Origin of the sequence: Tolumonas auensis DSM 9187 (genome assembly GCF_000023065.1) — a bacterium.
Classification (GTDB): Bacteria; Pseudomonadota; Gammaproteobacteria; order Enterobacterales; family Aeromonadaceae; genus Tolumonas; species Tolumonas auensis.
Map to the genome: position 1 here is coordinate 653,166 of NC_012691.1, position 19,172 is coordinate 672,337.

The 19,172-nt window shown below is 53.1% G+C and carries 15 protein-coding genes; 6 read left to right on the forward strand and 9 right to left on the reverse strand.

The window, feature by feature from the left end; translation table 11 throughout:
• Positions 1-11 precede the first annotated feature (11 nt).
• Together TOLA_RS03015 and TOLA_RS03020 are read right to left on the reverse strand one after the other, a co-directional pair.
• Positions 12-701: an NUDIX hydrolase gene (locus tag TOLA_RS03015; RefSeq protein ID WP_012728812.1), complete on the reverse strand. Its 690-nt coding sequence runs from the start codon at positions 699-701 to the stop codon at positions 12-14.
• Positions 698-1,228: a nicotinate-nicotinamide nucleotide adenylyltransferase gene (locus TOLA_RS03020; RefSeq protein WP_012728813.1), complete on the reverse strand. Its 531-nt coding sequence runs from the start codon at positions 1,226-1,228 to the stop codon at positions 698-700. Before TOLA_RS03020 ends, TOLA_RS03015 begins: the two co-directional genes overlap by 4 nt.
• A gap of 184 nt (positions 1,229-1,412) precedes the next feature.
• Here TOLA_RS03020 and pncB point away from each other — a divergent pair, with 184 nt between their 5' ends.
• A complete protein-coding gene (gene pncB, locus TOLA_RS03025; RefSeq protein ID WP_012728814.1) occupies positions 1,413-2,645 on the forward strand; it encodes a nicotinate phosphoribosyltransferase in 1,233 nt (410 codons plus the stop codon).
• A 6-nt stretch (positions 2,646-2,651) separates the two neighbouring features.
• A complete protein-coding gene (gene nadE, locus TOLA_RS03030; RefSeq protein WP_012728815.1) occupies positions 2,652-4,688 on the forward strand; it encodes an NAD(+) synthase in 2,037 nt (678 codons plus the stop codon).
• 65 nt (positions 4,689-4,753) lie between these two features.
• Here the strand turns inward: nadE and TOLA_RS03035 are convergent, their stop codons facing one another.
• Complete coding sequence (locus TOLA_RS03035) at positions 4,754-4,951, reverse strand: heavy-metal-associated domain-containing protein (RefSeq protein WP_012728816.1); 198 nt, start codon at positions 4,949-4,951, stop codon at positions 4,754-4,756.
• 157 nt (positions 4,952-5,108) lie between these two features.
• On the opposite strand from TOLA_RS03035, the gene TOLA_RS03040 reads away from it, so the two are divergent.
• Both TOLA_RS03040 and cueR read left to right on the forward strand, forming a co-directional pair.
• A complete protein-coding gene (locus tag TOLA_RS03040) occupies positions 5,109-7,502 on the forward strand; it encodes a heavy metal translocating P-type ATPase (protein WP_012728817.1) in 2,394 nt (797 codons plus the stop codon).
• A 2-nt stretch (positions 7,503-7,504) separates the two neighbouring features.
• On the forward strand, positions 7,505-7,942 hold the full coding sequence (gene cueR / locus TOLA_RS03045; RefSeq protein ID WP_012728818.1) for a Cu(I)-responsive transcriptional regulator: 438 nt from the start codon (positions 7,505-7,507) through the stop codon (positions 7,940-7,942).
• Between the two features lie 2 nt (positions 7,943-7,944).
• Here cueR and TOLA_RS03050 read toward each other — a convergent pair whose 3' ends face one another.
• From TOLA_RS03050 to TOLA_RS03075, 6 genes are all read right to left on the reverse strand, one after another.
• Positions 7,945-8,616 (reverse strand): CerR family C-terminal domain-containing protein, encoded by a 672-nt coding sequence (locus TOLA_RS03050; RefSeq protein ID WP_218916114.1) that lies wholly within the window; start codon positions 8,614-8,616, stop codon positions 7,945-7,947.
• An 8-nt stretch (positions 8,617-8,624) separates the two neighbouring features.
• On the reverse strand, positions 8,625-9,758 hold the full coding sequence (locus TOLA_RS03055) for an ABC transporter permease (RefSeq protein ID WP_012728820.1): 1,134 nt from the start codon (positions 9,756-9,758) through the stop codon (positions 8,625-8,627).
• A gap of 3 nt (positions 9,759-9,761) precedes the next feature.
• Complete coding sequence (gene rbbA, locus TOLA_RS03060; RefSeq protein WP_012728821.1) at positions 9,762-12,488, reverse strand: ribosome-associated ATPase/putative transporter RbbA; 2,727 nt, start codon at positions 12,486-12,488, stop codon at positions 9,762-9,764.
• A gap of 4 nt (positions 12,489-12,492) precedes the next feature.
• The gene (locus tag TOLA_RS03065) at positions 12,493-13,470 is read right to left on the reverse strand and encodes an HlyD family secretion protein (protein WP_012728822.1); all 978 of its coding nucleotides are present in this window, start codon (positions 13,468-13,470) and stop codon (positions 12,493-12,495) included.
• 87 nt (positions 13,471-13,557) lie between these two features.
• The gene (locus TOLA_RS03070; protein ID WP_012728823.1) at positions 13,558-13,878 is read right to left on the reverse strand and encodes a hypothetical protein; all 321 of its coding nucleotides are present in this window, start codon (positions 13,876-13,878) and stop codon (positions 13,558-13,560) included.
• A gap of 166 nt (positions 13,879-14,044) precedes the next feature.
• The gene (locus TOLA_RS03075) at positions 14,045-15,115 is read right to left on the reverse strand and encodes a carbohydrate porin (protein ID WP_012728824.1); all 1,071 of its coding nucleotides are present in this window, start codon (positions 15,113-15,115) and stop codon (positions 14,045-14,047) included.
• Between the two features lie 402 nt (positions 15,116-15,517).
• On the opposite strand from TOLA_RS03075, the gene ydiJ reads away from it, so the two are divergent.
• Positions 15,518-18,568, forward strand: coding sequence for a D-2-hydroxyglutarate dehydrogenase YdiJ (ydiJ, locus tag TOLA_RS03080; protein ID WP_012728825.1), 3,051 nt, complete (start codon positions 15,518-15,520; stop codon positions 18,566-18,568).
• Positions 18,569-18,596: 28 nt separating this feature from the next.
• The gene (locus tag TOLA_RS03085; RefSeq protein WP_012728826.1) at positions 18,597-19,034 is read left to right on the forward strand and encodes a hotdog fold thioesterase; all 438 of its coding nucleotides are present in this window, start codon (positions 18,597-18,599) and stop codon (positions 19,032-19,034) included.
• Positions 19,035-19,172 lie beyond the last annotated feature (138 nt).

Below are 19,172 nucleotides of genomic sequence, written 5' to 3' on the forward strand. Positions count from 1 at the left end.
TTTTTGCCTGCTCATTCACTGATCGACTCGCCCATCGCGCCCTGCATCATCCGGTCAAACAGGCGCACTGCGCAGTCGGGCTGATAGCGGTAAATAGTCGCCGGGGAACCTCTTCCCTGAATGCGGATGCCGGTATCTTCCAGTACCTCCGCACTTAAAATCCGTTCGCGGAAAGCACGTTTATGTAACGGATTCCCCAGTACAACCTCGTAGATGCGCTGTAATTCCGGCAGTTTCAGTTCCTGTTCGGCCAGATAAAGCGGCAGCGTACTGTAACGGGCCTTGGTGCTCAGCCGTTCCAGTGCTTTATCCAGCAGTTCCGCATGATCAAATGCCAGCGTCAGCGCTTTATTGCGTACCGCATCCACCGAAATCCAGCGGGTATTCGTTTGCGTGGATTCAGAACAACTGAAACGGATCAACGCCAGATGCAGTACCGTCATTGACCAGCCGTCAGGATCGCGTGTTCTGTTGCCTATCGTGGCAACCTGTTCAATATAATCGGGTTTCAGACCCGCTTTCTGTTCCAGTATCCGGCAGGTGGCCAGTTCCAGTGTCTGATCCTGCTCTTCCGATACCCAGCCGCCGGGCAGCGCCCAGGCATCGGGATAAGCCCGGCTATCCTGCGGCCGTTGCCAGAGCAGAACCTGCAGTTCGTTATCGGCAATCCGCAGCAATACCGTATCTATCGTGCTGATCATGAGCTGGCTTCACCGTACATAGGATGTGTTGCTAAAAAAGCGGCGACGCCCGGCGTGGTCATGGCCGAAACCGGTTTGTGATGCTGTAATGCCGCCCGGATTTTGGTGCTGCGCACCGAAACCCGCTCTTTCACGACCAGTAGCTGCCAGCGGTGGCGAATGTCATCGGCCCGGTAAAATTTGTCAAAAGCGGCCGCGTTATCCGGACCGATCACCAGAAACAGCTGATCTTCCGGCCGGAGCTGTGCTTGCAGTGCTTCCAGCAGATCAAAGCTGTAGACCGGTTTATCGGTCGCAATTTTATGTTCGATGGCGTGCATGCTGACACGGGGATCCGCCAGATCCTGCGTAAAGAGTTTCACCATCTGACAGCGATATTCATAGGGCGCCATGTTTTTTCCCCATGCGTGACGGAAGGCTGGCACCAGCCAAACCTGATCGCACTGCGTCAGTGCTTGCTCGACCACATCTTTGTGGCCCAGAGAAGGCGGATTAAAAGCGGAACCCATCACAGCGATTCGGGACATCGGTAAACCTTACTTGTTTTGCTACTCCGAAATAATAATTGACATATTGGTTCCTCTGCAATACCTTTTCTCTCATTGGTATCTTAAAGGAACCAATTCTGCGTGCTGAGAATGAAAATAACCGGTACGGATGAACTGAAATTGTATTTAAGCGCTCAATCCGCGTGAAAATGGGAGCTGCTGTATGCCGGACACTCTCTGTGTTCAAAGCCTGATCGACACCGATTTTTATAAACTCACCATGCAACAAGCCTATCTGCATCAGTTACCGAATGCCGAGGGTGTCTGGGAATTCCGCTGTCGTACCGATGAAGATCTGACGCCCTATGTGGCTGAAATTCGCGAGCAACTGGCTGCGCTGGCTGATCTGCGTGTGACCGAAGATCAGCTCACCTATCTGCGCAGCCGGGCACCTTATCTGAAAGATGATTACCTCGCTTTTCTGCGACTGTTCCGTTTCAACATGGCTCAACTGAATGTCGGTATAGAAAAGGGCTGTCTGGCAATCAAGGTGCAGGGGCCGCAGCTGCATGTCTCTCCCTTTGAAATTCCGGTAATGGCAACGGTCAGCGAGATCCGCAACAGGACTCTTTATCCCGAAGTGGATGAAGAGCAAATCCGCAAAAGTACCCGGCATAAAATTCAGCAGTTGGAACAATTCGGTGACAGTGTTGACCTGAGTGATTTCCGTTTCTTTGATTTTGGTACCCGTCGTCGTTTCAGCTACCGGGCGCAGTATATTGTCACTGATATGCTGAAACAGGCGTTACCGCAACAGTTTGGCGGCACCAGCAATATTCATCTGGCGCAGGAACTCCACCTGCCGTTTCTGGGCACCATGGCACATGAATGGTTGCAGACACATCAGGGCTTGAATTACCGTCTGGTCGACAGTCAGAAGGCGGCGCTGGAAAACTGGGTGCGGGAATACCGGGGCGATCTCGGTGTTGCTTTGACCGATGTGATTGGTGTCGATGCTTTTTGCCGCGATTTGGATCGCTATTTCGCCAAACTGTATGATGGTTTTCGTCATGACAGTGGCGATCCTATCGTCTGGGGTGAGAAAATCATCCGCCGTCTGGAAGAACTGCGTGTTGATCCTATCCGCAAAACGCTGGTGTTCTCTGACGGGCTCGATTTTGCCCGGGCAGTACAAATTTATAAGCACTTTCAAGGCCGGATACAAACGTCGTTTGGTATCGGTACCTGGTTAATGGCCGACTTTGAAGTGAACAAACCACTGAATGTGGTCATGAAAATGGTCAGTCTCGGCGGACAACCGGTGGCGAAAATTTCTGATAGCCCCGGTAAAACGATGTGCCATGACCGGGCGTTCCTGACCTACTTAATGGAAGTCTTTGCAGTTGATGCCGGCGTTCGCGAGCATATCTTGCTCAGCGCCGGACAGGGAGTATAACGAATCATGCGTCAAACACTGACAATCGCCACCGCCAGTATTAATACGACTCCGTTAGATCTGGACGGAAATCTGGCATTAATCCGCGCCGCCGTCGCTGATGCGGTACAACAGCAGGCCGATGTACTCTTGTTACCGGAGCTGGCTCTGACCGGTTACGGTTGCGAGGATATGTTTTTTTCCGCTGACTGGGTGTCGGGAGTACCGGCCTATCTGAGTCAGCTGGCTGAGACATTACCGCCGTCGATGATGGTGGCAGTCGGTTTCCCGTTACTGATCACCGGCGGACAGGTTTTTAATGCGGTGGCGCTGCTGAGTCAGTATCAAGTCCACGGTGTGGTCTGTAAACAGCATCTGGCGCGTAATGGTATTCACTATGAACCACGCTGGTTTACGCCCTGGCCGGCAGGTGAAGTGATGACGCTGGAACTGGCCGGTCAGCATGTGCCGGTCGGCGATATCGTGTTTGAAGTCGAAGGCATTCGTCTGGGCTTTGAGATCTGTGAAGACTCCTGGGTCGCATCACGGCCGGGTCGCAGTCTGTATGAACGTCAGGTCGACGTGATCATGAATCCTTCCGCCAGCCATTTCGCGCTGGGTAAACAGAAGGTCCGCCGTCAGTTTGTCTGTGAAGGTTCCCGTGCTTACGGTGCTGTGTATGTCTATACCAACCTGCTGGGCTGTGAAGCCGGGCGTGCGGTGTATGACGGCGATGCGATGATCGCCAGTAATGGTGAGCTGGTGATGAGTTCAGACCGTTTAAGTTTTGCGCCATGGCGGGTGCAGTCGGCAACCGTGGATATCGGCCTGAACCGTTCACAACGCATGATCAGCAGTCAGCGTCTGCAGCCGGCAGAACAGCGCGGTATTGTGATTGTGCCATTTGACTGGCAAGAGGAAGATTACCATCGCGCATTATCACCACAAACGACGTTTGCCGATGAAGATCCGCATGCCGCTGCCTGTCGTGCCATTGCACTGGGGCTGTGGGACTGGCAGCGTAAAACCTACACCAGCGGCTATGCCTTAAGCTTAAGTGGCGGTGCTGATTCCGCCCTGTGCGGTACGCTGGTCTGGTTTGCGCAGGTACAGGCGGTGCTGACGTTAGGTGAGGAAGCGTATGCTCAGACGCTGGCGCAGGGCCGGATCAATGTTGCTCTGCGTGGTGATAAGCCACTGCTGGCGTGGATCCACGATGATGTGATGCCAAATGTGCTGACCACGGTTTATCAGGGTTCGGCGCATAGCGGTAATGTGACCCGTAATGCCGCTGCCGGTCTGGCGGATGAGATGGGTGCATTGCACTATGACTGGTCGATTGCCGAGCTGGTGGCCGGTTATCTGAAGCTGGTCAACGATCTGACACCGGATGATCCGATGACCTGGGAACGCGACGATCTGGCACTGCAGAATATTCAGGCGCGGGTGCGTTCACCGGGGATCTGGCTGATTGCCAACCGGCAGAACAAGCTGCTGATGGCCACATCCAACCTGTCGGAAGCCAGTGTTGGTTACTGCACCATGGATGGCGATACCTCCGGTGTGCTGTCACCGATTGGCGGGGTCAGTAAATCCCGCGTGCTGCAGATCAACCGCTACATCATGGAGCAGGGCATTCCGCTGCAGGACAGTCCGGACTTGCCACGTCTGGCATTAGCGGCGATGGAAGCGATCGTGAATCAGGCGCCGACTGCAGAATTGCGCCCGGTGGAACAGACTGACGAAGCCGACCTGATGCCGTATCCGGTGATGGATGCGATCCGCCGGATTAATCAGACGCAGAACGTCACGCCGAAAGGGGTGCTGCAGGTGTTGCTGCGTGGCGAATATGCGCAGATGTATTCCAAGGAACAACTGGTCGCATGGATCAAACGTTACTTCGGTCTTTATTGCCGCAACCAGTGGAAACGTGAACGCATTGCGGCCAGTTTCCATATTGAAGCTGACAGTGCCGATCCGAAAACCTATCGCCGTTTCCCGATTTTGGCGAATCAGCTGAAACGCGAACTGGCGGAGATGGAGGCGTTTGCACGCCAGCTCTGATGCGCTGTTTCAATCCCCTCTTGCCGAAAGAGGGGATGTCATCCTGAGACTATGGCAGGATATGACTATTGCTCAGCCGGGGTATAACCGGCATCTTCCAATAAGCTGATCAACTCGGCGTTGTTCAGCTTTCCTTCCACCGCCACTCTATGCTGGCTTAAATCAATCTGGATCTGTGCCTGCGGGTCGGCCTGCTGAACTAATTTAGTGATAGTCGCCACGCAGTGCTGGCAGGTCATATCGGGTACGTGCAGTGTTGTCATAGGTATTTCCTCCGCTGATTTTGTCATTACTTTGCACCTTCCCTCTATTGGAAGGTCAAGAGGTCGTAATAAAAAAATTGTTTAAATATCCACCTTGACCTTGCCATGATGTCAAGGCTGAAGCTATTACTATAGCGAACCAAGTGAGAGCAGAATCATGACTGGACAGAAAACAGAACGGCTGATGTTGCCGATTCAGGGGATGTACTGCGCCGCCTGTGCGACACGTCTGGAAAAGGTGTTATCCAAAGTGGCGGGGGTCAGTCATGCCAGTGTGAATCTGGCCAGTGAAAAGGCGCAGATAGAAAGTGACGCGAAAATAGCGCCGGCTGCATTCATTTCGGCAGTGGAAAAAGCCGGCTTTACGGTGCCGCAACGCACCGTGACGTTACAGATCAAGGGAATGCATTGTGCTGCCTGTCAGCAGCGGCTGGAAAAAGTATTAAACCGGGAGCCCGGTGTGATTTCCGCCGTGGTTAATCTGGCCAGTGAGAAAGCCCGGATTCAGGTATTACCTGATGTGGCTGATACGCAACTGCTGCAGGCGATAGCCAAAGCCGGTTACGAAGGTATTGTTCCGGATAGCACGTCAAATGCGGCGGAGCAGCCGAAGCGCGATACTGATCGTGACTGGCTGATCGTTGGCGCACTCTGCACCTTACCACTGCTGCTGCCGATGATTGCCGGATTATGGGGCGCTCAAGTCCTGCTGCCGGTGTTCTGGCAGTTTTTGCTGGCGTCGATCGTGCAGTTCGGTCTGGGCTGGCGTTTCTACCGCGGAGCCTGGGCTGCCTTGCGGGTTGGCAGCAGTAATATGGATGTACTGGTGGCGCTGGGTACCACGGCGGCTTATGGCTTGTCGCTCTATCAGTGGCTGTTGCAGGCTCACCACGCGCATCTCTATTTTGAATCGTCTGCCACAGTGATCACGCTGGTCTGGTTTGGCAAATGGCTGGAACAGCGCGCCAAACGTCAGACCAGCGAAGCCATCCGGGCATTGCAGGCGCTGCGTCCGGAGCAGGCCTGGGTCGAGCGTGATGGCGTGGAACAATGGTTATTGCTGGCGATGATCCGGCTGGGCGATCGGGTCCGGGTGCGGGCCGGTGAACGGATCCCGGTGGATGGTGAAATCATTGAAGGTTCCAGCCATCTGGATGAATCATTACTGACGGGCGAGAGTCTGCCGGTCAGCAAGCAAGCCGGAGACAAAGTGAGTACCGGTGCCATGAACGGTGAAGGTTTGCTGTGGCTGCGAACTTCCGCCTTAGGTGAGGACACCCTGCTGGCACGGATCATCGCCCGTGTTGAACAGGCGCAGATGGCAAAACCGCCGATCCAGAAAAAAGTTGACCAAATCAGTGCGGTATTTGTGCCGGTGGTGCTAGTTCTGGCGTTGTTAACTGTTACCGGCTGGTATGTTTTCACCGGACAAGGTGAAGCGGCTTTAATTCATGCTGTTTCTGTATTGGTCATCGCTTGTCCGTGTGCTTTGGGTTTGGCTACACCGGCGGCGATTATGGCGGGAACCGGCACTGCTGCCCGGCACGGTATTCTGATCCGGGATGCGGAAGTGTTGGAGAAAGCTGAAAAAATTAACATGGTGGTGTTTGATAAAACCGGCACGCTGACACAGGGGCATCCGGCATTAAGCGCGCAACAGGTGATCGGTATCAGCGAACAGCAGGCATTACAGATCGCCGCGGCGTTACAACAGGGGAGTGCTCATCCGCTGGGTATTGCGCTGCAGCAGGCCGCGGAGCATCAGGGGCTGGCTTTACCGCTGTTATCAGAAATCCGTACCGTAGCCGGTATTGGTGTGCAGGGGAAATGGCAGGATCTGGATTATGCGCTGGTCGGTGGTCAGGGATTAATTCAGCGTCAGCTCACGCCGGATGCGGCATTGCAGGCCGGTGCGGAACAGCAGTATCAGCAGGGGCGTACCGTCTCCTGGCTGATCGCTGCGGAGCAGGTGGTGGCCTGGTTTGCCTTTCAGGATCCACCGAAACCGGAAGCGGCAGCAGCCATCAAAACGCTGCAGCAGCAAGGGATCAAGGTCGCACTGCTGAGTGGTGATAATCAGCAAAGTGTACAGCAGATAGCCAGTCTGCTTGGCATTGATGAGATGGCGGCACAGGTATTACCGGAACAGAAAGCCGAAGCGGTTGTCCGCTGGCAGAAGCAGGGGTTTACGGTCGCAATGGTCGGTGATGGCATCAATGATGCGCCGGCACTGGCGGAATCCGATCTCGGTATCGCCATGGGTTCCGGCACCGATGTCGCGATGGCCAGTGCTGCCATGACGCTGATGCGTAACGATCCGCGGGCCGTCGCCGATGCGCTGATGATCGCCCGGCTGACCAGCCGCAAGATCCGGCAAAATCTGTTCTGGGCATTTATTTACAATTTAGTGGCATTACCGTTAGCGGTGATGGGATTTCTGGATCCGATGCTGGCTGGTGCTGCGATGGCATTCAGTTCGGTGAGTGTGGTGACGAATGCATTATGGCTGACCCGCTGGCATCCGGCATGGGCAGTTATCAGGGAGTCATAGTTATGTCTGCAATTTTTCTGACCATTGGTGAGATGGCAAAACGCAGTGGTCTGACGGCTAAGATGATCCGTCATTATGAAAGTTTAGGTCTGCTGCCGCCGGCAATCCGCAGTGAAGCCGGATACCGGCATTACCGGGATCAGGATGTGCAGCAACTGCGCTTTATCCGGCAGGCCAGAGAGCTTGGTTTTTCATTACCGCAAATCGGTGAGTTACTTTCGTTATGGCATGACGAACAACGACCCAGCAGTAAGGTCAAACAACTGGCGCAGGAACATATCGCTGTACTGGAGCAGAAAATTGCAGAACTGACCCAGATGAAGGCGGGGCTGGAAACGCTGGTCAGCCATTGTCAGGGCGATGACAACCCGGATTGTCCGATCCTCAATGAACTGGCGCAGTCAGACAGTCCGTGCTGTCAGCATGATGCCCCGCACTGAGATCAATCTGCACCTGGCGTCATACCGGCAATCGTGGCACGACTGAAACGTGCGATGGTTGCCTTGACCTGTTGCCATTCTGCGGGGGTAAATTCAAGCGGCCAGTCAAGGCGACGACTCAGCGTGGCTTTCCCTATCGCAAAGCCAATCAGCTGGCCGAGATAGGCGTGCGCCAGCAGGATATTATCCTCTGACTCCGCTTCGTCCGACGTGATACGGGCAATCAGTTTTCCTATCATGTCATGCGCGGGCTGCATAAATCCGGTATATAAAATTTCAGATGCCGCGGTTGGGTGAAATTGTTCCCGGGTCAGAAGGATAAACCAGCTCTTCTGATGTTCCGGCGCGAAGGCAATCTCCGCCAGTTTTAAGGTCATCTCCAGTAGCAGTGACTGCGGCGATTCAGCACTGAGCCGTGATTCTGCCTGTGTCTGTAACTCACGGATCTGAGGGCCGATATTGGCCGCGATTTGTTCTGCCACAGCCAGATAAACGCCTTCCTTACCACCAAAATGATACGGGATAGCGGCCTGATTCACCTGCGCGGCATTCGCCAGCTGACGGGTGGTTACGCCATCAAACCCATAACGACCGAACAGCTCCAGTCCGGTATCAATCAGCCGTTGCCGCGTAGCTTCACTGCGGGGATCGGTCAGAGAGGGGATCAGCATCATACACCTCCTCAGAGTTGCGTCTGAGTAACGGCACGGCGGAACCGCACCAGTGCGACCAGAAAGAAAATAGCTCCAAGTCCTATCATCGCCAGCAGATCCGGCCAGATGATATCCATACCTGCGCCCCGGTATAAAATCGCCTGAGCCAGCCGGACAAAATAGGTGCTTGGCGCTGCCAGCATGATCTGCTGCACCAGCTCCGGCATACTTTCGCGCGGCGTGACGCCACCGGACAACATCTCCAGTGGCACTATGGTCAGAATGATTAACAGGCCCAGTTGCGGCATGGAGCGGGCAATCGTGCCGAGAAAAATACCGATGGAAGCGGCAGAAAACAGATAGATCACCGCACTGAACAGAAACAGCGGTAATGAGCCGGCAATCGGTACTTCCAATACTCCCTGGATGACCACCGTCAATGCGACGGTCGTGCCTAACAATACCGCCAGACTGTTGGCCCAGATTTTAGCCATCATAATTTCAAACGGTGTCAGCGGCATCACCAGCAAATGCTCCAGTGTTCCGTGTTCCCGCTCGCGGATAAACGCGGCACCAACCAGAATAATGGTCAGCATATTAATGTTGTTAATGACCTCCATCACACCACCAAACCAGTAGCCGGTCAGATTGGGATTAAACCGTACCCGGCTGACTAGTTTGATCGGAAGACTGGATGTATCTCGTTTCCCCGTCAGATATTCATTCAGTTCGGCAGCAAAAATCTGCTGAATATAACTGGCGCCGATAAACGACTGACTCATGACCGTGGCATCGATGTTGATTTGAATCGTGGGTCTGTGGCCGGCGTTCAGATCCCGCTGAAAATTTGCCGGTATGACAATCGCAAACGTATAGCGTCCCTGATCCATTGTCGGATCCATCTGTTGCAGAGCGATATTTTCCGGCGGATTAAAAAAAGGTGGCGTTAAAGCCCGGCTAAGACGCATGGATAAGGGCGACAGATCCTCATCGACAATCGCCACGGGAGCATGATTCAGTTCTTGTGAAACACCGATCGCTGCACTGTAGATCCCCCCGGTGAACGCCCAGACAATCAGCACCAGTAACACCCGATCAGCCCACAGACTCCGTAACTCTTTGATGCCAAGGCGCCAGATATTGCTGATATGTGTATTCATCATGGCCTACCTTTCCTGTTTGGGCAGCAGGACAAGCGAGAGCAAGGTCAGCACAGGAATAAATGCTGCGAGTTTTAATAACGGTTCTAACAGATCATAAAAACCGAGCGCTTTAGTGAATACGCCCCGGCTGATCACCAGAAAATAGGTTGCCGGTGAACATTGCCCGATGCCGTACGCCATGCCGATGAGCGAGTCGACCGGGGTCGTCAGACCGGAAAACTGGACCGTCGGTAACATGGTCAGTATGGCGGTACCGAACAATGCGGCAATCTGTGTCCGGGTAAACGTCGATATCAGCAGACCTAACCCGGTGGTCACGGTAACGAAAATCAGGGCCCCCAATGTCAGCGTGGCCAGACTTCCCTTGATTGGCACGTCAAACATCCAGATAGCCTGGATGACCAGCAAGACATAACTCAGCATGGACACAACGATGTAGGGCAGTTGTTTGCCCAGCAGAAACTCAAGCCGGGTGACCGGGGTGACATAAAGATTGGTGATCGAGCCCAGTTCTTTTTCCCGCACGACACCCAATGCCATCAGAATGGCGGGGATAAAGACCAGCAATAACGGAATGACGGCGGGAACCATGGCGTAAATGCTGCGGAAATCCTGATTGTAACGGTAACGCAAAGCCATATCGGTTGGCAGTAACTGTGGTGCTGAACCGGTTGCTTCGGTGATCAAATCAACCAGATATTGCTGATGCAACCCCTGAACATAACCGAGCGTCATTTCTCCGCGATAGGGCAATGCGCCATCGATCCAGGCCGCTATTTCCGGCTGACGGTTAAGTCGCAGATCATGACCAAACCGGGGCGGGATCTCTAACGCCAAAGAGAGTTCGCCACTGTGCATGCGTTGTTCCATTTCTGCCGCAGTAGCAATAGGCGGGCGCAGCTGGAAGTAACGGGAGCCCGCAAAGTTTTGGATATAATCGCGCGACTCGGGCGATTGATCCTGATCCAGCACCGCAAACCGCAGATTCTCCACATCCATCGAAATGCCATAACCGAGCACAGACATCATCAATACCGATCCCAGCAGAGCGAAAGCCAGGCGGATTGTGTCGCGTTTTAATTCCAGTGCTTCACGATAGGCATAGGCCAGAAGCCGGTACAGACTGAATGCCTGCCGGGTCGCATGATTATTGCCGTTCATCATCGCGGGTTCAGTCACCGCTGGTGGTGCGTCATCAGTAGCGGTGGCGTCTTCGAGATAAGCAATGAAGGCAGCCTCCAGCGTCGGCGCCTTTTTGCTTGCCCGCAGCGCTTCCGGTGTATCGCTGGCCAGAACCTGTCCGGCATGCATGAGCGAGATCCGGTCACAGCGTTCCGCTTCGTTCATAAAATGGGTGGAAATAAAGATGGTCACACCTTGCTGGCGAGAAAGTTCCACCAGCAGTTCCCAGAATTGATCGCGGGCGATCGGATCAACCCCCGAGGTGGGTTCATCCAGAATCAGCAAGCTCGGTTCATGCACGACGGCCACAGCCAGTGATAACCGCTGCCGGATCCCAAGCGGCAGACCAGCAGCCGGGATACTGACATAAGGTTTCAGCTCAAACCGGGTCAGCAGGTTTTCTACCCGGGCTGCTACTTTCTCCTCCGGTAAATGGAATAACCGGGCATGCAGTTCCAGATTCTGTAATACGGTCAATTCACCATACAGTGAGAAGGCCTGCGACATATAACCAACCTGACTGCGGGTTGCCACATTATCGGCATCCACCGGTGCGCCGAACAGACGAGCGGAACCCTCAGTCGGCGGAAGTAAACCGGTCAGCATCTTCATGGTGGTGGTTTTACCGCAGCCATTAGAGCCGAGAAAACCAAAAATCTCGCCTTTACCGATGGCAAAACTCACATTATCGACCGCCGTGAAATCCCCGAATCGCTGCGTTAATCCTTGCGCTTCGATTGCCCATTGATGGTGATTGAGGTCTCTTGGCGGAATAACCAGCGCGTGATGACCTTGCTGCCGCTCCGGGGGTAACAGCCGGATAAAGGCTTCCTCTAATGTCTGGCTGTTCGTCTCTCTTTTCAGCTCGGCAGCGGAACCGGTGCCGATGATCTTTCCGGCATCCATCGCAATCAGCCAGTCAAAATGCTCCGCCTCTTCCATATAGGCCGTGGCAACCAGAACCGTCATCGCCGGATGACGTATCCGGATACGCTGGATCAGCTCCCAGAACTGACGGCGGGAGAGGGGATCGACCCCGGTGGTGGGTTCATCCAGAATCAGCAGATCCGGATCGTGGATCAGCGCACAGCAGAGTCCGAGTTTCTGTTTCATGCCACCGGATAATTTTGCTGCCGGTCGATCGTGGAATGCGGCCAGTCCGGTGGCGATCAGTAATTCGTTGATGCGCGCTGCACGGGCGCGACGATTCAGACCAAACAGCCGGGCGAAGAAATCAACATTTTCGGTAACAGATAGTGTCGGGTAAAGATTCCGCCCTAGCCCCTGTGGCATATAGGCGATGCGCGGTAGCAACGTTTCACGTAAACGGCGATTAGCGATATCGGTATCCAGCACTGCAATCTGCCCCTGCTGAATTTTCCGGGCACCGGCGATCAGTGCCAGCAGCGAGGACTTGCCGACGCCATCCGGGCCAATCAGGCCCACCATGCCACCGGCCGGGATCGTCACGTTTATCTGATCGAGTGCTTTCAGCATGCCATAAGTCAGACTAACGGCAGAAAGCTGTGCCACTGTACGTTCAGTCATAGCGTTACCTCACGGGCAACTGTGCCGGCCAGTCAGTATCTGCAGACAGTTTGATGTAGGCCACGCCGGGCATACCGGGTTTTGCCAACGTTGCGTGTGTTGCCAGCCAGGCCGGATCAACTCTGACTTTGATGCGGAACATCAGCTTTTCCCGCTCGTTACGGGTCTCGACTTCTTTCGGGGTAAATTGAGCGCGGGGGGCCACATACACGACTTTGGCCGGAACGGGATCGGCCAGTGCATCCAGCATGATGTGTGCCGGTGCCCCCAGTGTGACCTGACCGGCTTCTGCTGCAGAAAGGTAAACGGACATGGTGACATCGTTCAGATCCAGCAAGGTTACCACCTTGCCCCCGGCAGCGAGAACTTCACCGGGTTCTGCCAGACGGTAGAGTACACGTCCGGCAATGGGCGCTGTCAGCGTAGTATCCTGCAGTGTGCTTTGCAGTACCTCCGCATTCGCTTTGGCGGTAGCAACGGCAGCATTGGCGGCTTTTACCCGCGTCCGGGCGGCAGTTAAACCTGCCTGCGCGACCTGTAACGCACTCCGATCCTGATCCAGTTGATCTTTACTGATAAAGTTCTTGCTCATCAGCTTATCCGAGCGCGCCAGTGTGATCCGGGCCAGGTTATATTGACTTTCCGCACTGGCCACACCGGCAATGACTTCTTGTGTATTTTCCAGCGCTTGCTGTACCTGCGCTTCCGCTGCCCGTAACTGAGCCTGCAGTTCGGTTGCTTCAATCTCTGCAATCTTTTGCTTTACCTGCAGATCATCGCCTTCCTGTACCTCAATAGAGGACAGCCGTCCGGCGATTTTGGTGGCGACATCCACCTCGGTCGCTTCCAGCCGGCCGTTGCCATAAACCAGATCGGAATAGGTTGCGGTGGGTTGCTGGTAATACCAGTAGGCTGCCGATCCGGCCAGAATGCAGAGTAAGAAGAAAAAGAGACTGCGGCGTGAAAATGAAAAAATACTCATGGAACACCCCTCCCGTCATCAGGCGGTATTTCCGTTTTCTGTATTGATTATAGTTCATTCATTCGGATGAATTAAAAATAAGCAGATTCATTTGTTTTGCTGTTGCACCTGAAACAGCTCCAGCTTTTCCAACTCCATCTTGTTGTTTTTCTGGGTTAACAGACAGGCGAAAGTAACCGCCGGTTTTTGTTTTTTCACCTCTCCGGTGACCAGCCATTTATTTGCGACAGCCAGTGGTTTGACGCTGGTAACCTGAATATCCAGCAATGAGCCCATGCGATAAGCCACCAGCGTCTGGCAGGTTTGCTGAGCCTGTTGCGCATAGTTATCGGTGCTGGCATTACTCTGGAGGCTGAATAACCCTGAGGTCACCAGCAACATGAAACGGAGAATTCGTGAAAAAGTCATAGGCGCTGTTTCTGTTTTCGCGGCAGATGGGTGATCAGATTATCAAAGCTTTAAAGATGGGGTGCAATCAAATCTGACTGACTATACCCGTCAAAACAAAAAACCCCCGCCGAAGCGAGGGTCCAATAGGCATTTACTTCTGGCTTACGCCATCTGCACAGGCAGATTAGAAGAAGTATTTGAAGCGTACGCGACCGCCCAGTTGTTCATTGGTATCAGCAGCACCTTCAGCTTGCTCATCACCCCATGAAGCACCCAGGTACATGTCAAAGTTGTCAATACCCATAACTGCCGGGATTTTGTAAGAAGCGTAAACTACGTTGTATTCAGTATCTTCGTCAGTAGCTGAATTTTCGTTTTGACCATACAGGTAGGCAGCATAGAAGTTCTGGTATTGCATGCCTGGGCCAACGCTGTAGCCGTCACCTTCGTCAGCAGCTTTGTATGCGCCACGCAGAGAGAAGCTCAGGTCGTCAGAGGCTTTAACAGTTGCAGTTGCACCGTAACCAGTCCAGTCAGAAACGTCTTCGCCAGCAGCATCAACATAAGCGTCAGTGATCAGGTTCAGTTCTGCACCAACAGCTACAGTTACAGTGTCACCAGTCCAGGCTACAACTGGGCGAGCCAGCAGCGGGTCTTTGTTCTTAACTACGCCAGTCATGTTGTCATACATACCGTTGTCGTCACCGAACAGGGTAGATACTTCCATGTGCCATTGGCCAGCTTCTTTGCTGAACATTGCCTGGCTACCAGAGTTGGCACGGCCACGAGCTGCTTTAGCGCGGTACAGTTTGTCACCGTAACCTACTACGTAGGTGTCCTGACCAGCAGGAGACAGATCATACGCTTCATAGTGACCCATTTTCACAGCCCAGTCGTTTTTCACACCGAAAGCGAACCATGAATCTTCACCGTTACCGTAGTTACCGTTCGGGCTGTATACTGGGTTGATTTTGAAACCAGCGAAGTTGCCGTTAGCCAGAACGCGTTCACCGTTGATGTCCAGCAGGATACGACCACCCAGAGCTTGAGTGTCAGTCGCATCAGCAATTAAAACACCTTTATCATTGTATGTTTTAGCGCCTTCGCTGAAGCTATCAGCGGTCAAATCATACTCAACATCGCCACCGATGTTCAGTTTACCCTGAGGGGTATCGAAAGTTGCACCAGCGTGAGCGGCAGAAGCTACGAACAGTGCCAGTACGCTAGGTACTAATACATTCAAGGTTTTTTTCATCGTCATCTTTCCTTGTTATGAGGGATGCCTGATTTACCTCAGGCTTGGTTAGTCTCTGAAAAGTTTTTTTTAATTTCTTGGGAACTTTTCTTGAATTGAACATATCTAACTAGAGACAGCCGTGCAAATGCGCAAGCCATTGGCGTTGTTGTTTTGTGACCCAGCTGGCAATCTCTGTTTTTGGGCAAAAATGATCTGTGAGCCTGATCTCTTTCCCTCATTTCCCTCGTATTAACCAATTGTTTCGTTTTTTAGTTACGCTATTCATTGATCGCGATGGCGGGCTTGCGTACCATTTCGTTTTCCGTTTACACCATGGAATGGTGTAATATGCATATATATCCACTCTCGTCGCTTGGATACTCAATTTTTTGATATCAGCACCATGATCAGGAACACAGCATGATCCCGAGACTGACACCCCAAGAAAGCCTGAAACAACCTTATATTGCTTTTCTGGCCGCGTTAACGCGCGCTGGTTTCACCGGCAATATTGATTCTTCCTATTCCAGCCGTCTGGCAGTCGCCACAGATAACAGTGTGTATCAATGGCTACCGCAAGCGGTGCTGCATCCGAAAACAACGGAAGATATTGCGCTGATGCTCAAACTGGCCTCAGAGCCGGTGTATCGTCAAATCACTTTCTCTCCGCGTGGGGGTGGTACCGGCACCAACGGGCAGTCCTTGAATGATGGCATCATGGTGGATCTGTCTTTATATATGACATCGGTGCTGGAACTGGATGTGGCAGCCCGTCAGGTCAGAGTGCAGGCGGGGTTGGTGAAAGATAAGCTGAACCTCACGCTGAAACCGCACGGTCTGTTTTTCTCTCCGGAGCTTTCTACCAGTAACCGCGCCACGATCGGCGGGATGGTCAATACCGATGCTTCCGGTCAGGGCTCTCTGAAATACGGTAAAACCTCTGCGCATGTCGTCGGTGTACGTGCAGTGCTGATGGATGGCTCGGTGATTGACGCAGCGCCATTACAGGGTGATGCCTTGCAGGCGAAGCTTGAACAGCAGGATCGTGAAGGGGAAATCTATCGTCTGGTGTGGGATATCGCACGTGGCAAACGTGCTGACATCGAAGCCACTTTCCCGAAACTGAACCGTTTCCTCACCGGCTATGATTTAACACACGTTTACGATCCAGCCACTGAAACGCTGGATCTGAGCCGCTTGCTGTGCGGTTCCGAAGGCACGCTGGCTTTTATTACCGAAGCGGTGCTGGATTTAACGCCGATCCCGACTTACCGCGCATTGGTAAATATCAAATATGACAGCTTTGAATCAGCATTGCGTAACGCCCCGCTGATGGTGGAAGCTGAAGCGCTGTCGGTTGAAACAGTTGATTCCCGCGTACTTGATCTGGCGCGTTCCGATATCGTCTGGCATTCGGTGAAAAGCCTGATCACCGATGTACCGGATAAAGAGATGATGGGATTAAACATTGTCGAATATGCCGGTGCCGACGCGAGTGACCAGCAGCCTAAAATGCAGGCTCTGTGCAAGAAACTGGATGAACTGATGGCTGCCGGTAAAGCCGGTATCATTGGCTATCAGATCACAGAAGATCTGGCCAGTGTCGAAGCTATTTATGCCATGCGTAAAAAAGCCGTAGGTCTGCTGGGTAATGCACCAGGGCGTAAAAAGCCGGTGGCATTTACCGAAGATACGGCGGTTCCGCCGGAAAAACTGGCTGATTTTATTATGGAATTCCGCGCTTTGCTGGACGACCATCAACTGACCTACGGTATGTTCGGTCACGTTGATGCGGGGGTTCTGCATGTGCGCCCGGCACTGGATATGTGCGATCCGGAACAGGAAGTGACGCTGCGCAAGATCTCTGATCAGGTCGTGAAGCTGACCGCGAAATATGGCGGCCTGATGTGGGGTGAACACGGCCGTGGTTTCCGTTCAGAATACGGTCCTGAATTCTTCGGCGATCTGTTTGTTGAACTGCGCCGGATCAAAGGCGCGTTTGACCCGGATAACCGGCTGAATCCGGGCAAGATTTGTACCCCGCTGAATTCAAACGATCCGCTGGTTTCAGTCGATGCGACCAAACGCGGTGCTTATGATCGTCAGATCCCGGTCCGGATCCGTGACTCGTTTAAAGAGGCGCTGGAATGTAACGGTAATGGCTTGTGCTTTACCTTTGAAACCACCTCACCGATGTGTCCTTCCTTTAAATTAAGCGGCGATCGTCGTGAATCACCGAAAGGCCGTGCCGGTCTGATGCGTGAGTGGCTGCGTCAGCTGGAATCACAGGGTGTGGATGTACTGAGCGAAGAAGGGGCGGTTGAACATGGCGTCTTCCGCTGGAAAGATCTGGTTGATCGTGCACTGAATACGTTCGCGAAAGCCCGCGGGGAATATGATTTCTCGCATGAAGTGATGGATGCGATGCAAAGCTGTCTGGCTTGTAAAGCCTGCTCAAGCCAGTGTCCGATCAAGGTAGATGTGCCTGCGTTCCGTTCCCGCTTTATGCAACTGTACCATCAGCGTTACCTGCGTCCGGCAAAAGATTATTTTGTCGCGACGGTAGAGACTTATGCACCTCTGATGGCTAAAACACCGGGTGCCGTGAATTTCTTCCTGAAAAAACAATGGGTACAGAAACTCACAGAAAAAACCATCGGTATGGTGGATGTACCAATCCTCAGTCAGCCGACACTGAAACAGCAACTGGCGGGTCACGAAGCATTACTGTTCCAGCTGGAAAAACTGGAAGCCATGTCGCCGGATGCCCGCAGTAAAGTCGTGCTGGTCGTGCAGGATCCGTTTACCTCGTTCTATGATGCGGATGTGGTGCGCGATCTGATCCTGTTGATCGAAAAACTGGGTTATCGTCCGTTGTTGCTGCCATTCAAGCCGAATGGTAAGCCGCAGCACATTAAAGGCTTCCTGCGCAGTTTTGCCCGCACCGCAGCGGATAGTGCACAGTTCTTCAATCGTCTGCATAAGCTGGGTATCCCGATGGTGGGCCCGGATCCGGCGATGGTGCTCTGCTACCGTGACGAGTATGTACGTGCGCTGGGTGACGCCCGCGGCGACTTCAAAGTACAGTTACCACAGGAGTGGTTGTTGTCAGTGCTGGATTTGTTACCGCAAAAAGAAGCCGGTAGTGAAACCTTCTATCTGATGGGGCACTGCACCGAAAAAACGGCAGAGCCAGGCAGTAATGGTGACTGGGCGAAGGTCTTTACCCGTCTGGGCGCTAAATTACAGCCGGTCGCTGTGGGCTGCTGTGGCATGGCCGGCACTTATGGTCATGATAGTAAGCATCTGGATGATTCACGCCAGATCTACAAAAACAGCTGGCAACCCGCGTTAGCCAAATTACCGGCAGCGTATGCACTGGCAACCGGTTATTCCTGCCGCAGTCAGGTCAAACGTATTGATGGTAATAAGCTGAAGCATCCGGTACAGGCGTTGCTGGCATTACTGTGATCTTAAAGCGAATGGCGAGGTAATAACGATGATTTGGCAACGGGATTTTACGCTGGCGAGTTTAAATGCAGGCTCTGTAAATACACTGGTCGCACATCTCGGTATCGAATACACCGTTATTGGTGACGACTATCTGCAGGCGACCATGCCGGTGGATAGCCGTACCCACCAGCCAATGGGATTACTGCATGGCGGCGCGTCTGTGGTGCTGGCAGAAACATTAGGTTCTGTCGCGGGGAATATGTGTGTTCCCCGCACGCATTGCTGTGTCGGGCTGGATATCAATGCCAATCATCTGCGCGCTAAACGTAATGGCATCGTGACCGGGATTGCCCGGCCAATCCATCTGGGCGCCACCACGCAAGTCTGGCAGATCAATCTGCAGGATGAACGTGAGCATTTGTTATGCACCAGCCGGTTAACTCTGGCGGTACTTTCACAGAAAAAAAGAACTGTAAGACAATAGTTACGAGCATAAGTTGTAAATTGGTTGTATAATAACCAGCGTAACAGAGAGTAGAGTAAGAGACCGTGTAAGCCCACCCGTCTGAAAACTTCTGAAATTGCTGCGATAACTATCACATTTTTGGCGACATATCTCGCT